This window comes from Gilliamella sp. B2772 (assembly GCF_026536985.1).
GTDB lineage: Bacteria > Pseudomonadota > Gammaproteobacteria > Enterobacterales > Orbaceae > Gilliamella > Gilliamella apicola_E.
In genome coordinates, this window is the sequence record NZ_JAFNNB010000001.1 from 814,745 (window position 1) to 838,182 (window position 23,438).

At 35.7% G+C, this 23,438-nt stretch carries 25 protein-coding genes; 9 read left to right on the forward strand and 16 right to left on the reverse strand.

Annotated features, from left to right (window positions below):
* Positions 1–44: 44 nt before the first annotated feature.
* The 11 genes from hslU to sucC all read right to left on the reverse strand — a co-directional run bounded on the left by hslU (position 45) and on the right by sucC (position 9,769).
* Positions 45–1,373 carry an HslU--HslV peptidase ATPase subunit gene (gene hslU / locus J3T98_RS03885; protein WP_065734269.1) on the reverse strand — a complete coding sequence of 443 codons (1,329 nt, stop codon included), beginning with the start codon at positions 1,371–1,373 and terminating at the stop codon, positions 45–47.
* Positions 1,374–1,401: 28 nt separating this feature from the next.
* The gene (hslV, locus tag J3T98_RS03890; protein ID WP_065562241.1) at positions 1,402–1,929 is read right to left on the reverse strand and encodes an ATP-dependent protease subunit HslV; all 528 of its coding nucleotides are present in this window, start codon (positions 1,927–1,929) and stop codon (positions 1,402–1,404) included.
* A gap of 161 nt (positions 1,930–2,090) precedes the next feature.
* Complete coding sequence (gene tolA, locus J3T98_RS03895; protein WP_416380603.1) at positions 2,091–3,086, reverse strand: cell envelope integrity protein TolA; 996 nt, start codon at positions 3,084–3,086, stop codon at positions 2,091–2,093.
* Between the two features lie 17 nt (positions 3,087–3,103).
* Positions 3,104–3,523, reverse strand: a complete 420-nt coding sequence (gene tolR, locus J3T98_RS03900; RefSeq protein ID WP_086364301.1) for a colicin uptake protein TolR — start codon at positions 3,521–3,523, stop codon at positions 3,104–3,106.
* Positions 3,524–3,525: 2 nt separating this feature from the next.
* Positions 3,526–4,206 carry a protein TolQ gene (tolQ, locus tag J3T98_RS03905; protein ID WP_065734266.1) on the reverse strand — a complete coding sequence of 227 codons (681 nt, stop codon included), beginning with the start codon at positions 4,204–4,206 and terminating at the stop codon, positions 3,526–3,528.
* Positions 4,207–4,602, reverse strand: a complete 396-nt coding sequence (gene ybgC / locus J3T98_RS03910) for a tol-pal system-associated acyl-CoA thioesterase (RefSeq protein WP_065734265.1) — start codon at positions 4,600–4,602, stop codon at positions 4,207–4,209. It lies immediately after the preceding gene.
* Between the two features lie 166 nt (positions 4,603–4,768).
* Entirely contained in the window at positions 4,769–4,873 is a 105-nt protein-coding gene (cydX, locus tag J3T98_RS03915; protein ID WP_065562246.1) for a cytochrome bd-I oxidase subunit CydX, read from the reverse strand.
* A gap of 9 nt (positions 4,874–4,882) precedes the next feature.
* On the reverse strand, positions 4,883–6,019 hold the full coding sequence (gene cydB / locus J3T98_RS03920; RefSeq protein ID WP_065562247.1) for a cytochrome d ubiquinol oxidase subunit II: 1,137 nt from the start codon (positions 6,017–6,019) through the stop codon (positions 4,883–4,885).
* A gap of 19 nt (positions 6,020–6,038) precedes the next feature.
* On the reverse strand, positions 6,039–7,610 hold the full coding sequence (locus J3T98_RS03925; RefSeq protein WP_220225069.1) for a cytochrome ubiquinol oxidase subunit I: 1,572 nt from the start codon (positions 7,608–7,610) through the stop codon (positions 6,039–6,041).
* A gap of 101 nt (positions 7,611–7,711) precedes the next feature.
* Complete coding sequence (gene sucD, locus J3T98_RS03930) at positions 7,712–8,578, reverse strand: succinate--CoA ligase subunit alpha (RefSeq protein ID WP_065734263.1); 867 nt, start codon at positions 8,576–8,578, stop codon at positions 7,712–7,714.
* 24 nt (positions 8,579–8,602) lie between these two features.
* Complete coding sequence (sucC, locus tag J3T98_RS03935) at positions 8,603–9,769, reverse strand: ADP-forming succinate--CoA ligase subunit beta (RefSeq protein ID WP_065562250.1); 1,167 nt, start codon at positions 9,767–9,769, stop codon at positions 8,603–8,605.
* 173 nt (positions 9,770–9,942) lie between these two features.
* On the opposite strand from sucC, the gene fldA reads away from it, so the two are divergent.
* From fldA to cls, 5 genes are all read left to right on the forward strand, one after another.
* A complete protein-coding gene (gene fldA / locus J3T98_RS03940) occupies positions 9,943–10,455 on the forward strand; it encodes a flavodoxin FldA (protein ID WP_065562251.1) in 513 nt (170 codons plus the stop codon).
* Positions 10,456–10,532: 77 nt separating this feature from the next.
* Entirely contained in the window at positions 10,533–10,991 is a 459-nt protein-coding gene (gene fur, locus J3T98_RS03945; RefSeq protein WP_065562252.1) for a ferric iron uptake transcriptional regulator, read from the forward strand.
* A gap of 64 nt (positions 10,992–11,055) precedes the next feature.
* On the forward strand, positions 11,056–11,598 hold the full coding sequence (locus tag J3T98_RS03950) for an inner membrane-spanning protein YciB (RefSeq protein ID WP_267362186.1): 543 nt from the start codon (positions 11,056–11,058) through the stop codon (positions 11,596–11,598).
* Between the two features lie 27 nt (positions 11,599–11,625).
* Positions 11,626–12,078: an acyl-CoA thioester hydrolase YciA gene (yciA, locus tag J3T98_RS03955; RefSeq protein ID WP_065562254.1), complete on the forward strand. Its 453-nt coding sequence runs from the start codon at positions 11,626–11,628 to the stop codon at positions 12,076–12,078.
* A gap of 5 nt (positions 12,079–12,083) precedes the next feature.
* Complete coding sequence (gene cls, locus J3T98_RS03960) at positions 12,084–13,547, forward strand: cardiolipin synthase (protein WP_065562255.1); 1,464 nt, start codon at positions 12,084–12,086, stop codon at positions 13,545–13,547.
* Positions 13,548–13,596: 49 nt separating this feature from the next.
* Here cls and cpdA read toward each other — a convergent pair whose 3' ends face one another.
* Positions 13,597–14,427: a 3',5'-cyclic-AMP phosphodiesterase gene (cpdA, locus tag J3T98_RS03965; RefSeq protein WP_065562256.1), complete on the reverse strand. Its 831-nt coding sequence runs from the start codon at positions 14,425–14,427 to the stop codon at positions 13,597–13,599.
* 162 nt (positions 14,428–14,589) lie between these two features.
* Positions 14,590–15,213: an ADP-ribose diphosphatase gene (gene nudF, locus J3T98_RS03970; protein WP_267362187.1), complete on the reverse strand. Its 624-nt coding sequence runs from the start codon at positions 15,211–15,213 to the stop codon at positions 14,590–14,592.
* 138 nt (positions 15,214–15,351) lie between these two features.
* Between nudF and tolC the strand changes: the two genes are divergently transcribed.
* Entirely contained in the window at positions 15,352–16,698 is a 1,347-nt protein-coding gene (tolC, locus tag J3T98_RS03975; RefSeq protein WP_267362188.1) for an outer membrane channel protein TolC, read from the forward strand.
* A gap of 62 nt (positions 16,699–16,760) precedes the next feature.
* On the opposite strand, the gene J3T98_RS03980 is transcribed toward tolC, so the two are convergent.
* Positions 16,761–17,651, reverse strand: a complete 891-nt coding sequence (locus J3T98_RS03980) for a LysR family transcriptional regulator (protein WP_267362189.1) — start codon at positions 17,649–17,651, stop codon at positions 16,761–16,763.
* A 215-nt stretch (positions 17,652–17,866) separates the two neighbouring features.
* On the opposite strand from J3T98_RS03980, the gene J3T98_RS03985 reads away from it, so the two are divergent.
* Complete coding sequence (locus J3T98_RS03985) at positions 17,867–18,694, forward strand: SDR family NAD(P)-dependent oxidoreductase (protein WP_267362190.1); 828 nt, start codon at positions 17,867–17,869, stop codon at positions 18,692–18,694.
* A gap of 230 nt (positions 18,695–18,924) precedes the next feature.
* On the opposite strand, the gene J3T98_RS03990 is transcribed toward J3T98_RS03985, so the two are convergent.
* A complete protein-coding gene (locus tag J3T98_RS03990) occupies positions 18,925–19,227 on the reverse strand; it encodes a MerR family transcriptional regulator (protein ID WP_267362191.1) in 303 nt (100 codons plus the stop codon).
* Between the two features lie 148 nt (positions 19,228–19,375).
* Here J3T98_RS03990 and J3T98_RS03995 point away from each other — a divergent pair, with 148 nt between their 5' ends.
* Positions 19,376–20,533 (forward strand): MFS transporter, encoded by a 1,158-nt coding sequence (locus J3T98_RS03995; protein ID WP_267362192.1) that lies wholly within the window; start codon positions 19,376–19,378, stop codon positions 20,531–20,533.
* 105 nt (positions 20,534–20,638) lie between these two features.
* Positions 20,639–21,214 (forward strand): hypothetical protein, encoded by a 576-nt coding sequence (locus tag J3T98_RS04000; RefSeq protein ID WP_267362193.1) that lies wholly within the window; start codon positions 20,639–20,641, stop codon positions 21,212–21,214.
* Positions 21,215–21,323: 109 nt separating this feature from the next.
* Here the strand turns inward: J3T98_RS04000 and metG are convergent, their stop codons facing one another.
* The gene (gene metG, locus J3T98_RS04005; RefSeq protein WP_267362194.1) at positions 21,324–23,345 is read right to left on the reverse strand and encodes a methionine--tRNA ligase; all 2,022 of its coding nucleotides are present in this window, start codon (positions 23,343–23,345) and stop codon (positions 21,324–21,326) included.
* Positions 23,346–23,438: the final 93 nt, after the last annotated feature.

Consider the following 23,438-nt stretch of genomic DNA (forward strand, 5'->3'; position numbering starts at 1 on the left):
GAGCTAAATAACTCACCTTTTTTTTATTCAATTAATCTACTTGATTATAAAATGAATTTGCTTAAATCTTCATCAGCAACAAGTTTGTCAAGATGATCGCTGACATATTTAGCATCAATTGTAATGGTTTGACCACCCAATTCACTGGCTTCGAAAGAAACCTCTTCCATCAAACGTTCAAGCACAGTATGCAAACGGCGAGCACCGATATTCTCATTTTGTTCATTAACTTGCCAAGCAGATTCAGCAATTTTACGAATCCCATCTGGTGTAAAATCAATATTAACACCTTCTGTTGCCATTAATGCTTTATATTGCACTGTTAACGACGCATTAGGTTCCGTTAAAATACGCTCAAAATCTTCACTAGTTAATGCTTGTAATTCAACGCGAATTGGTAAACGTCCTTGCAGCTCAGGAATCAAATCTGAAGGACTCGCAGTTTGGAACGCACCTGATGCGATAAACAAAATATGATCAGTTTTTACTGAACCATGTTTAGTTGATACAGTACAACCTTCAACAAGTGGTAGTAAATCACGCTGAACACCTTCACGTGAAACATCAGGACCAGATGAATTACCACGCTTACACACCTTATCGATCTCATCGATAAACACAATACCATTTTGCTCGACAGCTTCAATGGCTTCGTGTTTAAGATCATCGGGATTAACCAATTTAGCAGCTTCTTCTTCAATTAGCTGTTTCAAGGCATCTTTGATCTTCATTTTACGAGCTTTGGTTTTTTGACCACCTAAATTTTGAAACATTGACTGAAGTTGGTTGGTCATCTCTTCCATACCTGGCGGTGCCATAATTTCAACACCAATATTAACGCCAGCTATTTCAATCTCAATTTCCTTATCATCAAGAGCGCCTTCACGTAATTTTTTTCTAAATGCTTGTCTAGCAGTTGAATCATTATTGTTTTCAACTTGTCCCCAACCATCTTTTGCTGGCGGTACTAGCACATCTAAAATACGTTCTTCAGCTAATTCTTCTGCTCTATTACGATTTCGTTCAATTGCTTCTTGACGAATCATCTTAACAGCAGAATCGGTAAGATCACGAATGATTGAGTCAACTTCTTTACCTACATAACCAACTTCCGTAAATTTTGTGGCCTCTACTTTGATAAATGGAGCATGTGCAAGTTTAGCTAATCGTCTTGCGATTTCTGTTTTACCCACCCCTGTTGGGCCTATCATAAGAATATTTTTTGGGGTAACTTCATGACGTAATGCTTCATCAAGTTGCATACGACGCCAGCGATTACGTAAAGCAATAGCAACAGAACGTTTTGCTTTATCTTGTCCAATAATATGTTGGTTTAATTCGCTTACAATTTCGCGAGGAGTCATTTCAGACATAATAATATTTCTCTTAAATCAGTTTTAATTAGTAATTAAGCTCTTCAATAGTTTGGAAGTTATTGGTGTAAACACAAATGTCACCAGCTATTGATAGCGATTTTTGTACAATATCATGCGCAGATAATGAAGTATTATCTAATAAAGCTCTTGCAGCAGCTTGAGCATAAGGTCCACCAGATCCAATCGCAATCAGATCATCTTCTGGTTGAATAACATCCCCTGTACCAGTAATAATTAATGATGCGGTTTCATCAGCTACAGCGAGTAATGCTTCTAACTTACGCAACATCCTATCGGTTCGCCAATCTTTGGCTAGTTCAACTGCCGCTTTAGTTAAATGGCCTTGATGCATTTCTAATTTACGTTCAAATAATTCAAATAAAGTAAAAGCATCTGCTGTACCTCCAGCAAATCCTGCTATCACTTTATTATTGTATAAACGGCGAACTTTTCGAGCATTACCTTTCATAATAATTCGTTCACCTAATGTAACTTGCCCATCGCCTCCAATAACGACTTGACCTTCACGACGGACACTGACAATTGTTGTCATATTCTGCTCCTTCTCTTACTAAAACACTTAATTCGGAATGAATAGAGAATATATTGGGATGATTAATAAATTTTCAACATCTGATTATTAAAATGCGAAATATTTATTAATAGATGAAATGGTTAAATATCGTATTAAGATTTAAGCAGTTCAGATCTTACTTATTTGGGTTGGAAATCAATAGTCATTGTTTTAACTTCATTATATAACTTACTAGAAGGTTTTGGTATAACCGCTAATTTAGTAGCTGCTAATGCTTCTCGACATAAATCAGCATCACCGCCTTTTGAGGTGACATTCAGCAATAATCCATCAGGTGCTATCTGGATTTGCAATGTACAAGTTTTTCCTCGATAAAGATTTTGCGGATTAATAAACTTATTACTAATTGCATTTTGTACCAACGATCTATATTTATTTAATTCGCCATCTGAGACACCTTTACGACTAGCTGCACCACCGGAAACATCAGGAGAGCCTGATGTAAGACCACCTAAGAGCTCATTAAGCGCTTTATCCTTTTTTGCTTGCTCAGCCCTTTTTGCAGCTGCGGCCTTCTCGGCGGCAGCTTTTTCTGCAGCAGCCTTTTCAGCAGCGGCTTTCTCAGCAGCAGCTTTTTCTGCAGCGGCTTTCTCAGCAGCAGCCTTTTCAGCAGCAGCTTTTTCTGCAGCGGCTTTCTCAGCAGCAGCCTTTTCAGCAGCAGCTTTCTCAGCAGCAGCTTTTTCTGCAGCGGCTTTCTCAGCAGCAGCCTTTTCAGCAGCAGCTTTCTCAGCAGCAGCTTTTTCAGCAGCAGCCTTTTCAGCAGCAGCTTTCTCAGCAGCAGCTTTTTCTGCAGCGGCTTTCTCAGCAGCAGCCTTTTCGGCTTCGGCTTTTTCGGCTAATTCTTTAACTTGTTTGTCTAATTGCTCTTGACGCTGTTGATTTGCTTTTTCCTGATTAACTTGCGCCTGCAATTGTCTTTGATATTGTTCGGTCATAACTGACGGATCAATCATGATTGCGTCAATAGAATTACCATTAATACTACCGTAATTTTCTCCATTATCATCAGGAATAAATTGATATCCTAAAACAATAATCAATATACCATGTAAAATAATGGATATGATAACTGGTAGACTTAGTTTTGATCTTAACTTGTTAGACATTGCTGACATTTTTTATAATTATTAATTTAAATTGGTTGAGTCATCAAACCGACAGATTTAACACCCGCAGATTGAAGCAAATTCAAAGCTTTTATAATTTCTTCGTAAGGAACTTGTTTAGCTCCACCGACTAAAAACACTGCTTTATCATTTAATGACATTTGCTGTTTAACTTCTGCAACAATTTGCTCTTGAGGTATATTCGATTGTCGATTTTGGTCAATAATTATTGCATAAACACCAACTCCGGAAACCTCAATAATAATTGGTTTATTATCGGAAGGTGAAACAGTTTTTGACTCTGTCGCTTCAGGCAGATCAACTTCAACACTTTGACTAATAATTGGGGCTGTCGCCATAAAAATCAATACTAATACAAGCAATACGTCAAGTAACGGTACAATATTGATTTCTGATTTGGTTGAATAGCGTGAACGTCTACTCATAATTATTTCCTAACAGCTACTGCTTGACGTTGTAAAATTGTAGAAAACTCATCAATGAAGTTCAAATAGTTTTGTTCCATTCGACTTACACTTAATGATAATCGATTATATGCTAATACAGCTGGAATCGCCGCAAACAAACCAATAGCTGTTGCAATTAACGCTTCCGCAATACCTGGTGCAACCATTTGTAATGTAGCTTGCTTAACTGCGCCAAGTGAAATAAAGGCATGCATAATACCCCACACAGTACCAAAAAGACCAATATATGGACTGATTGAACCGACTGTTCCTAAGAATGGGATATGCAATTCTAAGTTATCTAATTCACGATTCATTGCTAAACGCATTGAACGAGATGCGCCATCTAATGCAGCTTCTGGCATATTTGGATTAATTTGATATAAACGAGAAAATTCTTTAAATCCCGAATAGAAAATATGTTCTGTGCCACAGATCTCTTCTTTATTGAATTTTGCTTTATCAAAGAGCACATTTAAGTCTTCGGCAGACCAAAAACTATCGTCAAACTGTTCGACTTGTTTTTTTGCTTTGCTTAAAATTTTGCTACGTTGGAAAATGATAGCCCAAGACATTACCGAAAATGCTAATAACAATAACATAACACCTTGTACTAAAAGTCCAGCTTGTAAAAATAGATCAATAATATTGAGATTATCCACTTAAATTAACTCCAAAACTAATAACTTGGGAAGCGCACACGGCTTCATTTTAGTCATATTGACACAAGCAATAACGACATCAGCGCTGCTGATAATTTGCTTATTCTGGTTTAAAATTGTCTGTTTAAAAATAATAGACGCCTTACGAATTTGCTCAACCTTAGTGCTGATAGTTAGCATGTCATCTAAACGGGCTGGAAAATCGTAGCTAATATCCATCTTTTTGACAACAAATGCAATACCTTCCTGTAATAACTTTTGCTGACTAATATCAAGATGTCTTAGCATTTCCGTTCTAGCTCGTTCAAAGAAGGCTAGATACCTAGCATGATAAACTACTCCGCCAGCATCTGTGTCTTCATAATAGACTCTTGCATTCCAATTGAATTGTTTCATATTTTATAATTTGAACAAAAAATTTGCGTCATTATATATGATTATAAAATTCGCTGCACTATGATATAAAAATAGTTAAATGAAAACAATTATCATTTGTTAATTATTTGTCTAATATACAGCTCTATAACTAAAAAGGTGGCAATTTGCCACCTTTTTATCTATTTTATGACTCTTTAGTTTCTTTATCGTTATTTTCAAGCCAAAGTCCTGTAACAACTGCAAGCATACAAGCTGCAATTAATCCTGCTAACCATAGAAAGTAATACATAATAAATCCTTAATAAAGTGAATGTTTATTATTTTCAATATGATTTTTATCTAAACGGCCAAACATCTTAATGTAACACCATGTGGTATAGAACAGAATGAGTGGTACAAAGATTAGTGCTACACCAAACATGATATTAAGTGTTAATTGGCTAGAAGATGCGTCCCAAATTGTCAAACTCGCATTTGGCATAATGCTTGAAGGAATGATGAATGGGAATGTCGCAATACCATATGTCAGTAATACACAAGCAATGGTTAGTGCAGAAGATAAAAACACTAATCCATTTTTATTTAAACTAGAAAATAAAATAGTAAATAAAGGTAATAAAACACCTAAAGCTGGTACAACCCATAATATTGGATAGTTCATGTAATTTTTTAACCATGAAACATCTGTCGAAACAGTTTTGCTCAATGGGTTTGAAACACCATTAGGATCTATAGCGCTAGTTACCTCATAACCATGAATACCGAAGGCAACCCAAACTCCAGCTAATACAAATGCAATTAACATAATTAAACTAGCTATTTGAGTTGCTTTTCTTGCTCTTAAATAAAGTTCACCAGAAGTTTTCATTTGCAACCAAGCACCACCATGAGCAACGATTAACATTAAACTCACAACACCTGCTAATATTGCAAATGGGTTAAGTAAACCAAAAAATGAACCATCATAAAAAGAGCGATAACTATTATCAAATCTAAATGGAACGCCTTCTAACAAGTTTCCGAATGCAACACCGAAAACAAGAGCAGGAACAAAGCTACCTAAAAAGATTGCAATATCCCACATATTACGCCATTTAGAATTTTCTAATTTACTACGATAATCAAACCCAATTGGTCTAAAAAACAGTGCACATAACACCAAAATCATCGCAATATAAAATCCAGAAAAAGATACCGCATAAGCCATAGGCCAAGCAGCAAAAATACCTGCACCACCAGTAATTAACCAAACTTGGTTACCATCCCAGTGTGGTGCTATTGCATTTATCATAATACGGCGTTCAGTATCAGTTTTGCCAATAAATGGTAGTAAGATACCAACACCCATATCAAAACCATCGGTGACAACAAAAGCGATTAACACAACGCTAATCAGCACCCACCAGGTGACTCTTACAATTTCATAATCAATCATTGTATATACTCCCTATGCCTTATTCTGATATCGATTGTGTTTTTTCATAATGATAGCTGCCAGTACCTAAAGAGCTTGGTCCTAATCGAGCAAACTTAAACATTAAGAACATCTCAGCAACTAAGAACATTGTATAAAGTCCACAAATAAGAACCATAGTGAATAGTACTTCACCTGGAGTTAATGATGAATTAGCTACTCCAGTTGGCAATATGTCTTGAATTGCCCAAGGTTGACGACCATATTCTGCAACAAACCAACCACATTCACATGCTAACCAAGGGAATGGGAGTGATAAAAGAAGTAAACGGCATAACCAACGTTTTTCACCAATTTTATTTTTGTAAGTTGACCATAAAGCAAGGCCAGTACCTAAAATCATTAATAAACCAAAGCCAACCATACCTCTAAATGCCCAGAATAAAGGCCATACAGCTGGGATTGAATCTTCAGTCGCTGCTTTAATATGTTCTTCAGTAGCTTCTGGAATTGTTAGGTTATCTTTATCGGTAAAACGTTTAACTAGGTAACCATAGCCTAAATCAACTTTATTATCTTCAAAGGCTTTTAAAACCGCAGGGTCTTTATCGCCTTTTTGAATTTTTTCTAAACTAGAATAAGCGACAATACCATTACGAATTCGAGTCTCATTATCCGCTAAAATATCTTTTAAACCAGTTACTTTGGTATCTAATGAGCGCGTTGTCATAATTCCCATCACATAAGGAATTTCAACCGCAAACAAGTTCTCTTTTTTCTCTTGTGAAGGGAACGCTATAACGTTGAACGATGCAGGTGCTGGTTGAGTTTCCCATTCAGCTTCAATTGCAGCTAATTTAACCGGCTGTACAGTAGTCATTTCATGACCAGCTTCATCACCCATAATAGCGACCACAATTGACATAATAAAACCAAATACTGCAGCTACAGCAAAAGAGCGCTTAGCAAATGGTAAATCACGTTTTTTGAGTAAATAATATGAACTAATACTTAAGACAAAAATAGCACCAGTTAAATAACCCGCTGCTACGGTGTGAACGAATTTATATTGAGCAACAGAATTGGTAATTAACTCAAAAAAACTTTGCATTTCCATTCTTGAGTTAATCGGATTAAAGTCTGAACCGACAGGGAACTGCATCCAACCATTGGCAACTAAAATCCAGAGCGCAGAAAGATTAGAACCAAAAGCCACGCACCAAGTGACCATTAAATGCTTGCCACGGCTTAATCTATCCCATCCAAAAAAGAATAAACCAACCATGGTTGATTCTAAGAAAAATGCCATTAATCCTTCTATTGCAAGCGGTGCACCGAAAATATCACCTACATAATGCGAATAATAAGACCAATTTGTACCAAACTGAAATTCCATAGTTAAACCAGTAGCAACACCAACAGCGAAGTTGATACCAAATAGTTTACCCCAGAATTTAGTCATATCTTTCCAGACTTGCTTACCACTAACAACGTATACCGTTTCCATAATTGCAAGCATAAACGCCATACCAAGCGTTAATGGTACAAAAATAAAATGATACATCGCAGTGAGTGCAAACTGAAGGCGTGACAGTTCTACTATATCTAACATAAAGCGCTCCCTTATCCTTAAATGCCCACAAATTTTGTAACGTTATTATTGTACAACAAAATTTAATGAATAAAAATTGATTAATGTCAAAAAAATAAAACTTAAAAATGTTTTTTTATTGCTTCACCAATTTGAGCTAAGCTACTTACAACAGTAACACCTGCTGATTGCAGTGCTTTAGTTTTTTCTGCTGCGGTACCTTTATTGCCAGAAATGATTGCACCTGCATGTCCCATACGTTTGCCGGCTGGGGCTGAAACACCAGCTATATAAGCAACCACAGGTTTAGTAACATGATGTTTAATATAGTTGGCGGCTTCTTCTTCTGCGCTACCACCAATTTCACCAATCATAACTATTGCTTCTGTTTTAGGATCTTGTTGGAGTAATTTTAATATTGAAATAAAATCACTGCCGGGAATGGGATCACCACCGATTCCGACGCAAACGGATTGGCCCAATCCAATATCGGTTGTTTGTTTAACTGCTTCATAAGTTAGCGTACCTGAACGCGAAACAATCCCAACTTTACCAGCTAAATGAATATGTCCAGGCATGATACCAATTTTACACTCATCAGGAACAATAATTCCTGGGCAATTTGGACCAATCATCACAACATCATTTTGGGTTAATTTTTCTTTAACAATAAGCATATCCAAGGTTGGAATGCCTTCTGTAATACAGACGATTAATTTTATACCTGCATCAATGGCTTCTAAAATTGAATCTTTACCAAAAGCAGCGGGAACATAAATAACGGTTGCAGTTGCACCGGTTGTTTCAACCGCTTCTTTAACAGTATTAAAAACAGGTAAACCTAAATGTGTCGTACCACCTTTGCCTGGTGTTACGCCACCAACTAATTTAGTACCATAAGCCAGTGCTTGTTCAGAATGGAATGTACCTTGGCTGCCAGTAAATCCCTGACAAATAACTTTTGTATCTTTATTAATCAAAATTGACATAGTAATTATTCTCCACCCATTCTCTTATTGTGCAACACTGACGATCTGTTGGGCTGCATCGACTAAACTTTTTGCGGTAATAACATTTAATTTACTTTTAGCTAAAATATCTCTTGCTAGTTCCGCATTATTACCTTCAAGACGAACGACAACAGGAACAGTCAAACCTATTTCCTTAATTGCATCAATAATGCCATTAGCAATAAGATCGCAGCGAACAATACCACCAAAAATATTGACTAATATTGCTTTCACATTTTTATCAGAAAGTATCAATTTAAAGGCTTCGGCAACCCGTTCTTTTGTCGTGCCACCACCAACATCTAAAAAGTTTGCGGGCTCACCACCATAAAGTTTAATCATATCCATAGTTGCCATAGCAAGGCCTGCGCCATTAACCATGCAACCAATATTGCCATCTAAAGATACATAGCTAATGCCTTGTTTAGCCGCTATCGACTCCCGTTCGTCTTCCTGTGTAGTATCTCTTAATACGACTAAATCAGGATGTCTAAACATAGCATTATCATCTAGCACAACTTTAGCATCTAGACAGATTAACTCCTGTGTATCGGTAATAACTAAAGGATTGACTTCTGCTAAAGAAACATCTTTTTCAATGAAAAGATTAGCAAAATTAACAAATAATTTAGCGAATTGATTGACTAATTTACCGGTTAAGCCAAGTTTAAAAGCTAACTCTCGGCCTTGATATCCGCATGGTCCTGTTAAAGGGTCGAGTGATATTTTATGAATTAAATGTGGCGATTGCTCAGCGACTTTTTCGATCTCAACACCACCTTCGGTAGATGCCATAATCACAATGCGTTTTGTACTACGATCAACAACCGCCCCTAAATAAAGCTCTTTCTCTATATTAGACGCTTTTTCAATTAAAATTTTATTAACTGGTTGCCCTTTAGACGTTGTTTGATAAGTCACTAAATATTGACCTAACCATTTTTCAGCAAACAATCTAATTTCATTAAAATCTTTTGTACAAATTACCCCGCCAGACTTACCACGTCCGCCTGCATGAACTTGGCACTTTGCTACCCAAGCATTAGATTGAGAAGAGAGCTCAGCCAATGTATCTTGTATTTCATCGATTGAATTACACACATAACCTTCTGGCACTGGCAAATTATATTGTTTAAATAGGTGTTTTGATTGATACTCATGCAGATTCATAAATAATTCCGAAACGTCGATTGCCATAAAATAGTGGCTAATTTTAATTCAAGTTGAAAAAATTGTGTAGTAAATAATTACTTATGTTTGGAGTAATTGAGAATTATTGCTGATAACTACCGACAGTGTTATACTCAAAATATGTATATTGTAAAAACAGTAAAGGTAAAAATATGGCACAAGTTGGAATTTTTTTTGGTAGTGACACAGGCAACACAGAAAATGTAGCTAAACAAATCCAACAAATTTTAGGTACAGACAAAGCAGATCTTTTTGATATTGCAAAAACAACAAAAGAGCATATCGAAAAATATGACTTCTTATTTTTTGGTATTCCAACTTGGTATTACGGTGAGTCTCAAGCGGATTGGGATGATTTTTTTCCTAACTTAGAAAACGTTGACTTTAATGGCAAAACAGTCGCAATATTTGGCTGTGGTGACCAAGAAGATTATGCTGAATATTTTTGTGATGCAATGGGAACAATCCGCGATATTATCGAACCTAAAGGCGCAAAAATTGTTGGTCATTGGTCTACTGAAGGTTACAGTTTTGAAGCATCTAAAAGCTTAGTTGATGACAACCACTTTGTAGGTTTAGCAATTGATGAAGATCGCCAACCAGAATTAACAGAAGAAAGAATTAATAATTGGGTAAACCAAGTAAAAACCGAAATGAATATTTGATCTATCAGAGTGATTTATTTTATTTTCCGTTCATATTTTATAATATGCCTAATTAATTAACTAAATTGGAATGTAATATGACAAATCATGATAAAGATAACAATGCAGCACTCAAAAGTGCGGGTTTAAAGGTTACGTTACCGCGATTAAAAATTTTAGAATTACTACGCGATCCTTCATGCCAACACATTACTGTGGAAGATCTTTATAAAAAACTACTTGATATGGGCGAAGAGATTGGTCTTGCTACAGTATATCGTGTATTAAATCAATTTGATGATGCGGGTATTGTAACACGCCACAATTTTGAAGGAGGAAGAGCCGTTTTTGAGCTTGCCTCACAAAAACATCATGACCACTTAATTTGTTTAGATTGTGGAGAAGTTTTTGAATTTCGAGACGAAATTATCAACAAACGTCAAAAAGAAATTGCAGAGCAATATGGCGTGGAACTCACCTTTCATAGCTTATATCTTTATGGTCATTGCAAATCAGGTAACTGTAAAACTCATCCGGAACTTCATACAAAAAAATAAGCCTATTTCATAGGCTTTTCACTTATTGAGAACTCTTACTTTTATCTTTCAGGTTAATAATTAAATGAAGCAGCTATTAAATTTTATACCACTTATCGTCTTTTTTATATTTTTAACAATTTACGATATTTTTGTTGGCGTACAAGCCTTGATGGTTTCAGCAACCATCTCATTTTTAATTATTCTTGTTATGTATAAAAAAATTGATAAAGTCGAGCTCATCTCCTATCTGATGATAATGATTTTTGGTGGCATAACACTTTATACGCAAAATCAAGACATAATTAAATGGAAAGTAACCATCATAAACTTCTTATTTGCTGCTGCATTATCTATTAGCCAGTTTGGTTTCAAAAAAAATCTAATACAAAAAATGTTAGGTAAAGAGATACATCTCGATATCGCTATTTGGAATAAACTCAACTTGATATGGATCGCTTTTTTTACGGCTTGCGGTTCATTTAGCCTAGTTGCAACCTATTATGCATCAAGTGATTTCTTCTGGATCTTCAAAGTATTTATTTTACCGATTGCATCATTAGTCATGTCATTGATATCGGGCATTTACATCTATCGGCATATGAATAAAATGGCTGATAACGGATAAAAAAATATAAGTAGGAGTACTTTCAACATGACGCAAGACAATCCTAATGGACAACTCGTTTTACGCACTTTAGCCATGCCAGCAGACACCAACCCTCATGGCCATATATTTGGCGGGTGGATAATGTCACAAATGGATTTAGCCGGTGGTATTTTAGCTAAAGAAATTGCTAAAAGAAGAGTAGTAACAGTAAATGCAAGTAGTATCACCTTCTACAAACCAGCAATGGTTGGCGATGTTGTTTGTTGTTATGCGCATTGTATAAAAACCGGTACAACATCCATTACAATTGGCATTGAAGTTTGGATAAAAAAAATAACAGATGCTGACAATGCAACACAACGCTTCTGCATTACTGACGCGACATTTACTTATGTTTCTGTAGATAAACATAATAATCCAAAACCGTTGCCTGAAATATTTCAAAATTTCGATTGTACTAAAGACCCAATTAGTAAACTAAACTTAAGTTATAGCTGATAATTATGCAATTTACATCATTTCATGCCTTAGTAAGTACATTAATATTTCTTGTTTACTGGTTGCTTATTGTGTCAACCACCTTACGTATTGTCTTTAAAAGACGACCAACCACTTACGTAATCGCATGGATGTTAGTAATATATATATTACCTATAATTGGTGTCATTCTCTATTTTGCACTAGGTGAAGCTCATCTTGGGCAACAAAGAGCTAAACGTGCGCAAAAAATGCGCCCGACTATTACAAAATTTATTAATCGATTAAGTGCTTTTCCTGACATCTTTACCACCAAAGTCAGCCAGGTTAGCAAACCTATTTTTCAACTCTGTAAACATCAAACAGGTCTTGATGGGATCAGAGGCAACCACATTGAATTACTGAGCAATACCGATGCCATTTTTGACCAACTAATTCAAGACATAAACCAAGCCAAGTCAAATATCGAAATGGTCTTTTACATCTGGAACGAAGGTGGTAGAGCTGACGATGTTGAACAAGCGCTTATACAAGCCACACAACGAGGCGTCACCTGTCGCCTAATGATTGACTCAGCCGGTAGTCGACATTTTATCCGCTCCAAAGCCAGCCAAAGAATGCGAGACGCAGGCATAACCATCATCGAAGCATTGCAGGTTAATCTACTGAGATTTATGTTTAGACGACTTGATTTACGACAACATCGAAAAGTCGCCATTATTGACAACTACATCTCATATACTGGTAGCATGAACATCGTAGATCCACGATTCTTCAAACAAAATAAACATGTTGGGGAGTGGGTTGATATCATGATCAGAATGTGTGGTCCAGTTACCACACTAATGGGTGCAATATACGCCAGTGACTGGGAGCTAGAAACAGGAAAATATTTAGCCCTTCCTCAAATTACTGATTTCGCAGAGCCGCCAGAAGATAAAAAACATATTATGCAACTGATTGCTTCAGGTCCTGGTTATACTGAAAACATGATCCACCAGGTACTCTTAACTGCAATCTACTCAGCTCAAGAACAAATTGTATTCACCACGCCATATTTAGTACCAAGTGATGATATATTACATGCAGTATGTACAGCCGCTCAACGAGGTGTTGAAGTCATCATCATCGTACCTAAAAAGAATGATTCGCTAATGGTTAAATGGGCAAGTCGAGCATTCTTTTCTGAATTATTAAACGGTGGGGTTAAGCTTTATCAATTTAATGATAATTTACTCCATACCAAAAGTGTATTAATCGACAACCAACTTAGTTTAGTTGGAACCGTTAACTTAGATATGCGAAGTTTATGGCTCAATTTTGAAATCACAACGGTAATTGATGATGCACAGTTTGCAAAATCACTATCTACACTGTTAGAACAATATTTATCACAATCAGACAAAGTGGATATTGAAAAATGGAAAAAAAGACCAATCTGGCAACGGATTGTTGAAAGACTATTTTACTTTTTTGCTCCATTGCTCTAAACAATCGTTGTAAAAATTAACGTTTGAGTAACCTTTGAAAAGATAGATATTAGTAACCTTTTTGCGAAACATCAGGCAAAAACAGATTATCTGCAATACGGAAAACGCTAGATTCGATTGTCCCATCTTCATTAAGCGTAATTTCACGCCAGCCTGGAGCTTCATCATTAGATAATTGAAACTCATAACAATTTGGCTTGAATTGAAAACAAGTAGAGGGTGTAGAAAACGCGTGGCAATTATGCCAAACATGATCTTGTTGTTGATGAATATGCCCCCAACCAAGACCTTTTATTGAAGGAAATTTTTTAACGATTTTCTCAAGCTCATTACTATTTTTTAAAATATGCTCATCTAACCAATGACAACCCGAATCAATAGGATGGTGATGCAAAAAGACCATCACATTTTTATCAGTATGAGCTAATAACGTCTTTTCAAGAAATTGCAACTCAGATTGAGGTAACAAACCACATGCCTGACCAACAACTTGGCTATTTAAAAGCACAATCAACCAATTATCACCAAGCGATACTACTTTATTTTCAGCCAGTTGGTAATTCGAAAACACTTCCTGCATATAACTAAAATTATCATGATTACCCGCCAACCAAACACATGGCGTATTAAACTGCTTAATCTGCTCGGCAAAGCGCGCATAGGATTTCTTCGAACCATCTTGCACAAAGTCACCTGTTGCAACGATCAAATCATACTTTCTATTACCACGCTTAATTTCATTAATAACCGATAAAAAACTCGCATTTGACTTAATGCCTAATAGCGCACCATCCTCATCAGCAAACAGATGTGTATCAGTAATATGCAAAATATTTGCACAATGCTTATTCTGTATTTGAAGCGTTAAAAGTGACTCCAAAATCTACCTCAATAATTATATATATGAAATCATGCCAGCAATAGAAATGATATTGTGATCAACATCACAATTTTTTATTTTTAAATCATGATGTTATATTAAATTGTAAAATAAAATTTATTTTTAGGGAAGCAATAATTTCCTGAATTTAACAAAAATCTCTTATTTCCACTCATTTCTTAGTGTCAAATGATTAAGTTGTAACCATTGTAAAGCAATAATTGATGCTGCATTATTAATTACGCCTTCTTCCACCCACTTATAAGCTTGCTCACGGCTGACTACATGAACCTTGATATCCTCATTTTCTTCAGCTAAACCGTGCACGCCTTTAGCGGTTGAAGCATCAACTTGACCAACCAAAACATGTAACTTCTCAGTTAAACCACCCGGTGATGCAAGATAACTAATAATTGGCTTACATTGCCCAACAACAATACCCGCCTCTTCTAAAGCCTCTCGTTTTGCCACTTCTTCGATCGACTCATTCTCATGATCCATCATCCCAGCAATCAACTCTAACATCCAAGGCGAATCTTCAGTCTCAATTGCAGCTATCCGAATTTGCTCAATAAGCACAACTTCATCACGCTTATCATCATATGCTAAAAGCACCACAGCATGGCCACGCTCCAGAATTTCGCGACTCACCACCTCACTGACTGAACCATCAAATTTACGGTATTGAAAGCGGTATTCCAATAACGAAAAAAAGCCCTTATATAAAATGCGTTTAGTTAAATTAAAAACATCTTTCTTGTTATAAAGCACAGGTTTAAATTTCATATCAAATTCTCAATTTTAAGCTAAATTTTAATAAAAAGTGCGAATCACGAATAAGTATACTTTCTATATGCTAATTATCTGTTAAAATTATGCAATTGAAAATATTATTCTATTTTATTGCTTTTAAAGAGAAGATTAATGAAAAAAACTTTAACCTTTTTAATTGGCTTAGCATTAAGTCAATCTGTGTTTGCTGAAAACTTAGTACAGGTTTATGAACAAGCGAAACAAACCAACCCAGATCTACGCAGTTCATTAGCTGAAAAAGATAAAGCTTACTCAGCAATTTCAGGTTCTCGTGCAAGCTTACTTCCGCAAGTTGGCCTTAGTGCTTCTTATGGTGTATCACATGGACGTCGAGACGATAGCGGTGTTAAAACTAAAAACGGTAGCTTATACCAAGTTGGTGTATCACAAAGTATCTTTAATTTTTCTAATTGGAAAGCGTTAGATATCACCAAAAAACAAGCCACTATTGCGGATATCTCTTATCAATATCAAGGCCAAACATTAATTTTAAACACCTCGGTAGCCTACTTTAACGTATTAAAAGCCCTTGATGCATTAAGTTTCATCGATGCACAGAAAAAAGCAATTGGTCGTCAATTAGAACAAACTCGCCAACAACATCAAGTTGGTCTAGTTGCTATTACCGACGTACAAAATGCTCAAGCAAATTACGACTTAACTGTTGCACAACAAGTGAATGCATTAAATGATCTCAATAATGCGCTTGAAGCATTACGCCAAGTAAGTGGACGCTTCTATTCTCAACTTGCCAGCGTTGATACCAAAACCTTTAGAACTGAGCAACCAACTCAAATCAACACATTGTTAAAACAATCTGAAACCACTAATCTCAATTTATTAACAATGAAGTTAAACCAAGAGATTGCTCGCGACCAAATCAAAATGGCTCAATCCGGTTTTATGCCTACTGCTAGCTTAGAAGCATCAACCAACCTAAATAAAAGCGAGAGTTATGGTGATACCAATTACAAGCGTCATACTGCCGGTAAAAAATATGCAGGTGATAACAGAATTGGGGTTAGCGTTAGCTTACCACTATTCTCTGGTGGCGCAACAGTATCACAAGTACAACAAGCACAACACAGCTTCGTAAGCTCAAGTGAAAAACTTGAAAGTACTAATCGTAGTGTGATTAACCAAATCCGCTCATCTTACAACAACATCTCATCATCGATCAGTGCGATTAAAGCTTATCAACAAGCGGTTGTTTCAGCACAAAGCTCATTAGAAGCAACCTCTTCTGGGTACCAAGTGGGAACTCGTACTATCGTTGACGTACTTAACGCAACAACACAACTGTATAGCTCAAAACGAAATCTTTCTGACGCTAAATACAACTATTTAACAAGTTTATTACAGTTAAAATATGCAGTTGGAACCTTAACGGCAAGTGATCTAGATTACCTAAACAATATGTTAGGTAAAGAAGTAAGCACACTTGCAACAATAAAATAATTCAATAAAAATTAATAAAAAAGCGATCATCAGATCGCTTTTTTTATTTATCCAAATACTTATTAAGTCATCGCATTAATAATAAAATCGATAAAAATATTGAGCTTAGGCAACCGTTGCTTATCGGCGGTATACAACAAATGGACTTCCCTCGCCGGCGGTAAAAAATTTTGTAAAACTGGGATTAATTTATTTTGTTTAATTGACTCTCTCAACGTCGACTCAGGTAACATCGTAATACCTAACCCTTCAATGGCTGCCACAGCTAGTGCTGCCGTATTATTACTTTGAAATGATCCTGTAATTGGAACATTAATCAATTCACCATTTATCTTAAACGGCCACAAATTATCTTTTTTGTTTGAATTAACATATTGATAGATCAAACATTGATGCTTTTTCAAATCATCGGGTACCGCTGGCACACCATAACGAGCCAAATAACTTGGCGATGCAGCAAAAATAAGTTGCAAATCACTAAGCTTTCTCGCAATTAATCCCGAATCACTTAAAGAACCGATTCGAAACACCACATCAAAATCATCTTTAACTAAATCAACATAACGATCGTTTAACTGAATATCAATATTCACCTTCGGATAACATTTCATAAAATGACTAATAACCGGAACCAAATTAAATTGCCCATAACTCACCGGTGCACTAATTCTTAAACGACCTTTCGGCTCCTTACTATATGTTTGTGCTAATGTCTTAGTATTTTTAATCTCACTTAAAATAAATAGACATCGCTCATAATACTGCTTGCCAAACTCGGTCAAGTTTTGCGATCGCGTCGTTCTATTTAATAACTTTAAGCCTAAATAATTTTCTAAAAACAAAATATACTTCGCGACCATTTGTGGAGAGGTATTTAAAGAGATTGAAGTTGCAGCAAACGATCTGGTCTTAACCGTTATCACAAAAGCTTCCATACACTTAACTAAATCCATATTATCAACCTCCAGTTGTTAATAAATAAATTTTGACACTATTTATACTCATTTTATATATAAATATAATACACATCATTAATTAAAAAAAGAAAATACTCTAAACAAAAAATTGTTATCATAAGTGTGAACTTTCATGTTCGCTGAACAATTTTAATGTGAGCAACTAAAATTGATTAATTAGGACATAGATACGGATATAAAAAGGATACAAAATGGAAATGGAAATGGAAATAGAAATGGATATCGAAATAGAAACTATTAACACTGAAAAAAGATATACAGTCATCACCGGAGCCAGCTCAGGAATAGGTTACGCGACAGCAATAGCATTTGCAAAAAGAAACAAAGATCTGATTATAATAGCAAGAAGAATAGAAAATTTAGAATCATTAAAAAACAAAATAGAAACAATCAATCCCGACATTGAAGTCATCATTAAAGTTTGTGATCTCAGCAATATACAATCCATCTACACATTATTTAATGAACTAAGAAATTACTTTATCGAAACATGGATCAACAATGCGGGTTTTGGACATTATGGCAGTGTTAGCACACAAGATTTAACTAAAATTGAGTCAATGCTCCATCTAAACATAGAAGCATTAACCATCCTATCAACCCTTTATGTACGTAAATACCATAATCACAGTAACACACAGCTGATTAACATCTCATCACGAGGTGGCTATACCATTGTACCTAACGCGGTTACCTATTGCGCCACCAAATTTTACGTCAGTGCCTTTACAGAAGGGCTTGCTCAAGAATTAATACAAACTAACGCAAAACTAAGAGCCAAAGTACTCGCCCCAGCAGCAACGCAAACTGAATTCGGCAAAAAAGCCAACAATGTTAGTGAATATAATTATGACAAAAGTTTTGCCAAATATCATTCTGCCGACCAGATGGCTGAATTCTTACTAGCGCTCTATGACAGTGATAAAACCGTTGGGGAAGTTGATACTAAAGATTTCTCATTCCAACTAAAAGACAGCCATTTTCCTTATTCAGGAAACCCAGCAGAAAATCAAAAATAAAAAGTTGAATATGGAGGGAACAATAAAGGGATTTTGGGGTTCAAAAACCCAGTTCCTCAACTTTTTTGATATAAAAATAGGGTTTCTAAAATTCGCCACAGTTTGGGGCGAGGTTAATTATTTGGAAGTAACATACAAGCCTGAATTTTAAACCTCCCCCTCCTACTTTTCAACTATATAGGATTGAAAAAGAATTATATTATAAGAAAAAATTGCGGATCTGGATATGATTATATTTCAATCAAACTCATCAACGATCCAATCTTACTGATTCTTTCTTCAATTTTTTTAGCTGCACCGTCTAACGAATATCCATCATCAATCAACTCTTGAATAAGAATGATCTTTTTAATATTCGCTAAATCAAATTGACGCGATTTAGATTGCGGGTCGACTGTATTGATGATGCCTTTTTCTTCCCAATAACGCAATTTTCTTACTGGAATTTTAGTCATTTCTGAAACTTCACCAATACCCACAATCACTTTTGATAAAAAGTTATCATAAGAATTTTTTAATGAGTTTTTTTCCATATCAAAAACCTATTTAGACCCAAAATGAAGACCTCATTATAGAGCACAATATCATTAAACAACAAATAATGTTGTATTTAAAACACAATTGATCTTATATTACAATTATTGTATTTTAACTACAATAATTGAACACTGAGAACCGCACATGAAATATAAACTAATTATAGGTAATCTATGCATTCCTTTACTCGCTCTGGCTGTTGTTACGCAGCTCTATTTGCTCATGCCTGTTTCAAGCAATTTATTGCAATTTGTTGAGCTCGCCACAGCTAATAATATAGGATTTTTAACCTCTTTATTTGGCATCTTTTACGCTATCGGATTGATTATTTGGGGGAGTTTATCAGATCGAATAGGCAAGGATTTAACATTGATTATTGGCTTGTTACTACTTGCCTGTGTAAGTTTTATCTTACCACTGCTACAAAACTACTATTTATTACTATTTGTTCGTGCTATTCAAGGCTTTTGTGCCGCAGCGTTTCCGCCTGTTGCTTTGGCTTGGGTTTCAATTAATCTGCCGGATAGTTATAAATCTAAAGCAATTTCTATGATCAGTTGCGCATTTTTACTTGCAGCAACGATTGGTCAATGGCTAGGATCGCTATTGATTTCAAATTCACTTTATAACGCAATGTGGTTTTTAGGCTGTATTTATGCATCTGGCGCAATTATCTTTTACTTTTACCGTCTTAAAAACCAACAGAACAATCACGCTTTGCCAAAAGTAACTCTTTTTTCAATATTTTGTAAGTTACCGAATATACTCACTAATAAAAAATTATTGCCAATATATCTATGCGCATCATTTGTACTACTTAGCTTTGTCTCGCTTTATTCTGTTTTACACCATAGCTCACTCAGTGCATATGTGCCAACGTTAAGAAACATCGGCATGGTTGCTATGTTATTTAGTTTAACCGCCAGTTATTTATTTAAAGTGATCAAACCTTCATATGTTCTTGCGCTAGCACTTTGCTTAATGGCATTGTCATTATTTATACATACGTTTTTTATTAATGATCAATTAAACATGCTCTTTATTCTTTATCTTTCACATTGCGTGTTAATTATTGGTCTTGCCTATGCGGTTCCTTCCATGATTGTTTGTGTAGCAACCCAATCAGAGATAAAAGATCGCGGTATTGCAACTTCACTTTATACCTGCATTTTATTTATCGGTGCAAGCCTTGGTGCTTTCTTGCCGACACTAATCAACCCGCTTATTTTGATAATAGTGTTGTCTATTTTACTTTTAATCTGTGCAATACAACTTGTTATCAACTTAAGGACTAATCATTAAGGATATCAATTTATGATAAAACATTTAACCATACTCATATTGTTCTTAAGTGGATTTTATTCAATATGTTATGCCAAGCAATTTAACCCAATAAAGGAAACAACTATGGACTCAACACAATCAGCGAACATCAGTAACCAACTTACGCCAAACTTGCAACAGTTATTGCTAAATAATGAGCTTAATTTTAATTTAGTGTTAACACATAAAGGATTGCACAACAAGCAACCGGTAACGTTATACCGTTTTGAACCAAAACAAACAATGCATCTTAAACATCAACATATTTCATTTTTGCTTGATGATAATTCTGGAAAATTACAAGGATTTGTCAGATTATTACCTCAATATCAATCAACTGAAGCGCAAGTAACCAAAGATAAAGCATTAGCAATAACGCTCATATTTCTTGAAAATTATGCACCAGATTTATTAAAAAACTATAATAATAATTGGATAAATACTCATGATGAAGAGATTATAGTTGACGGAAAAAAAATGACTTTAACCGGTATGAAAGTAAAATGCCGTGATCTAAACACAGGTCTCTACTTCTGGACAATTATTGCACCTGATGAGACTATAATGGTATTTGAAAGAGATGTTGAATGGGACTTTATTCGAGCTGGTCGTCAAACACAAAAATGGTTGCATGATAGCTGGTTAAGTAAACATTTATAATTAAATTCACAAAACTTGCCAAACACGAAAACCAATTTTATATTCAATTATCATCCTAAATACATCTTAACAAGCATTTAACTTGTTAAGATGTCGATAATTTAGAGGATTACGAAATTCGCATACCCGGTTTTGCCCCGCTATCTGGTGATAATAGGTAAACACCTTCACTATCATCTTTACCGCTTGCACAAAGTACCATGCCTTCTGAGATACCAAAACGCATTTTACGCGGCGCTAAGTTAGCGATCATTATGGTTAGTTTACCGACTAAAACCGCAGGATCAGGATAGAACTGTTTGATACCGGAAAATACGTTGCGAGTTTCATCGCCAATATCCAGTGTTAACTGCAATAATTTATCCGACCCTTCAACCACCGTGGCATTTTTAATTAACGCAACACGCATATCAACTTTGGCAAAGTCATCAAAATTGATAGTGTCAGCAATAGGTTCTGCCACTTTTTCTTTGGCAGGTGTTGCTAAAGCAGTTTTGGTTTCTTCAATCATAGCAGTAATTTTATCCATATCTATACGGTTAAACAGGGCTTTGAATTGGTTGATCGTGTGCCCAGTTAATGGTTTATCAATCGTGTCCCAGGTTAATTGGCTGTTTAAAAACGCCTCACTGCGCTCCGCTAATGACGGCACGACTGGTTTTAAATAGGTCATTAAAATGCGGAATAGATGAATACCCATAGAACAAATATCTTGTAATGCTTGATCTTGTCCCTCTTGTTTAGCCACCACCCATGGTGCTTTTTCATCGATATAGCGATTCGCTTCATCAGCCAATGCCATAATTTCACGAATCGCTTTACCGGATTCACGTTGTTCAAAATAATCAGCGATAACTTTTGATTTTTCAACGAATAAAGCATAAAGTTCCGGCTCTGCAAGATTGGCGGATAATTTACCGCCAAAACGTTTACTGATAAAACCAGCCGAACGGGATGCAATATTCACCACTTTGTTAACTAAATCACTATTCACCCGTTGCACAAAATCTTCTAAATTTAAATCGATATCATCGATATGTGGCGAGAGTTTGGCTGCATAATAGTAACGCAAACAGTCAGGATCTAAATGTTTCAAATAGGTACTTGCTTGAATAAAGGTGCCACGTGATTTTGACATCTTCGCCCCGTCGACAGTGACATAGCCATGGACAAAAATATTAGAAGGTTTACGATGTTCGCTACCGTCTAACATTGCCGGCCAAAACAGGCTATGGAAGTAGACAATATCTTTACCGATAAAATGGTAAAGTTCAGTGGTTGAATCTTTATTCCAAAACTGATCAAAAATCGGTTTGTTGTGTTTATTACAGTAATTGAGGAATGATCCCATATAACCGATTGGCGCATCTAACCAAACATAAAAATATTTGCCCGGTGCATCGGGAATTTCAAAACCAAAATATGGCGCATCACGACTGATATCCCATGGTTGTAGGCCTGCTTCAAACCACTCTTGCATTTTGTTAGCCACTTGATCTTGCAATGTTCCTGAACGGATCCACGCTTGTAACATATCGGAAAACGCAGGCAAGTCAAAAAAGAAGTGCTCAGAATCTTTCATGATCGGCGTTGCACCCGATACCACTGATTGCGGATTAATTAAATCAATCGGATTATAAGTTGCACCACAAACTTCACAGTTATCGCCATATTGGTCTGGTGATTTACAGCGAGGGCAAGTCCCTTTAACAAAACGATCCGGTAAAAACATCTTTTTTTCGGGATCGAATAGTTGTGATATCACTTTGGTTTTAATATAGCCATTAGCCTTTAATCGTTTGTAGATCTTTTCAGATATTTCCCGATTTTCAGGGCTATGGGTTGAGTGGTAATTATCGTAACTAATATTGAAACCGGCAAAATCACGTTGATGCTCAATTTTAACTTCATCTATCATTTGTTCTGGGGTGATGCCTAATTGCTGTGCTTTAAGCATAATTGGCGTACCATGAGCATCATCAGCGCAAATAAAATAGATCTCATTGCCACGCATACGTTGATAGCGTACCCATACATCTGCTTGAATATGTTCGAGCATATGACCTAAGTGAATTGCACCATTTGCATAAGGAAGCGCACAAGTTACCAATATTTTGCGTTGAGTTGTCATATTGAATTAATACCTTTTATTACATAATGGCGGAAATAGTACATCAATCGTGGGATTATCGCCAGATTTATGCCATAATTTGATAAAAATTCT

Excerpts from the sequence above, each read along its gene's own strand:
- hslV (WP_065562241.1), bottom strand. The coding sequence starts at position 1,929 with ATGACAACAATTGTCAGTGTCCGTCGTGAAGGTCAAGTCGTTATTGGA.
- yciA (WP_065562254.1), top strand. The coding sequence starts at position 11,626 with ATGACGCAAGACAATCCTAATGGACAACTCGTTTTACGCACTTTAGCC.
- ybgC (WP_065734265.1), bottom strand. The coding sequence starts at position 4,602 with ATGAAACAATTCAATTGGAATGCAAGAGTCTATTATGAAGACACAGAT.
- J3T98_RS04000 (WP_267362193.1), top strand. The coding sequence starts at position 20,639 with ATGGACTCAACACAATCAGCGAACATCAGTAACCAACTTACGCCAAAC.
- J3T98_RS03980 (WP_267362189.1), bottom strand. The coding sequence starts at position 17,651 with ATGGATTTAGTTAAGTGTATGGAAGCTTTTGTGATAACGGTTAAGACC.
- sucD (WP_065734263.1), bottom strand. The coding sequence starts at position 8,578 with ATGTCAATTTTGATTAATAAAGATACAAAAGTTATTTGTCAGGGATTT.
- hslU (WP_065734269.1), bottom strand. The coding sequence starts at position 1,373 with ATGTCTGAAATGACTCCTCGCGAAATTGTAAGCGAATTAAACCAACAT.
- fldA (WP_065562251.1), top strand. The coding sequence starts at position 9,943 with ATGGCACAAGTTGGAATTTTTTTTGGTAGTGACACAGGCAACACAGAA.
- cydB (WP_065562247.1), bottom strand. The coding sequence starts at position 6,019 with ATGATTGATTATGAAATTGTAAGAGTCACCTGGTGGGTGCTGATTAGC.
- metG (WP_267362194.1), bottom strand. The coding sequence starts at position 23,345 with ATGACAACTCAACGCAAAATATTGGTAACTTGTGCGCTTCCTTATGCA.
- J3T98_RS03990 (WP_267362191.1), bottom strand. The coding sequence starts at position 19,227 with ATGGAAAAAAACTCATTAAAAAATTCTTATGATAACTTTTTATCAAAA.
- J3T98_RS03985 (WP_267362190.1), top strand. The coding sequence starts at position 17,867 with ATGGAAATGGAAATGGAAATAGAAATGGATATCGAAATAGAAACTATT.
- cydX (WP_065562246.1), bottom strand. The coding sequence starts at position 4,873 with ATGTATTACTTTCTATGGTTAGCAGGATTAATTGCAGCTTGTATGCTT.
- J3T98_RS03950 (WP_267362186.1), top strand. The coding sequence starts at position 11,056 with ATGAAGCAGCTATTAAATTTTATACCACTTATCGTCTTTTTTATATTT.
- fur (WP_065562252.1), top strand. The coding sequence starts at position 10,533 with ATGACAAATCATGATAAAGATAACAATGCAGCACTCAAAAGTGCGGGT.
- tolR (WP_086364301.1), bottom strand. The coding sequence starts at position 3,523 with ATGAGTAGACGTTCACGCTATTCAACCAAATCAGAAATCAATATTGTA.
- tolC (WP_267362188.1), top strand. The coding sequence starts at position 15,352 with ATGAAAAAAACTTTAACCTTTTTAATTGGCTTAGCATTAAGTCAATCT.
- nudF (WP_267362187.1), bottom strand. The coding sequence starts at position 15,213 with ATGAAATTTAAACCTGTGCTTTATAACAAGAAAGATGTTTTTAATTTA.
- sucC (WP_065562250.1), bottom strand. The coding sequence starts at position 9,769 with ATGAATCTGCATGAGTATCAATCAAAACACCTATTTAAACAATATAAT.
- cls (WP_065562255.1), top strand. The coding sequence starts at position 12,084 with ATGCAATTTACATCATTTCATGCCTTAGTAAGTACATTAATATTTCTT.
- tolA (WP_416380603.1), bottom strand. The coding sequence starts at position 3,086 with ATGTCAGCAATGTCTAACAAGTTAAGATCAAAACTAAGTCTACCAGTT.
- J3T98_RS03995 (WP_267362192.1), top strand. The coding sequence starts at position 19,376 with ATGAAATATAAACTAATTATAGGTAATCTATGCATTCCTTTACTCGCT.
- J3T98_RS03925 (WP_220225069.1), bottom strand. The coding sequence starts at position 7,610 with ATGTTAGATATAGTAGAACTGTCACGCCTTCAGTTTGCACTCACTGCG.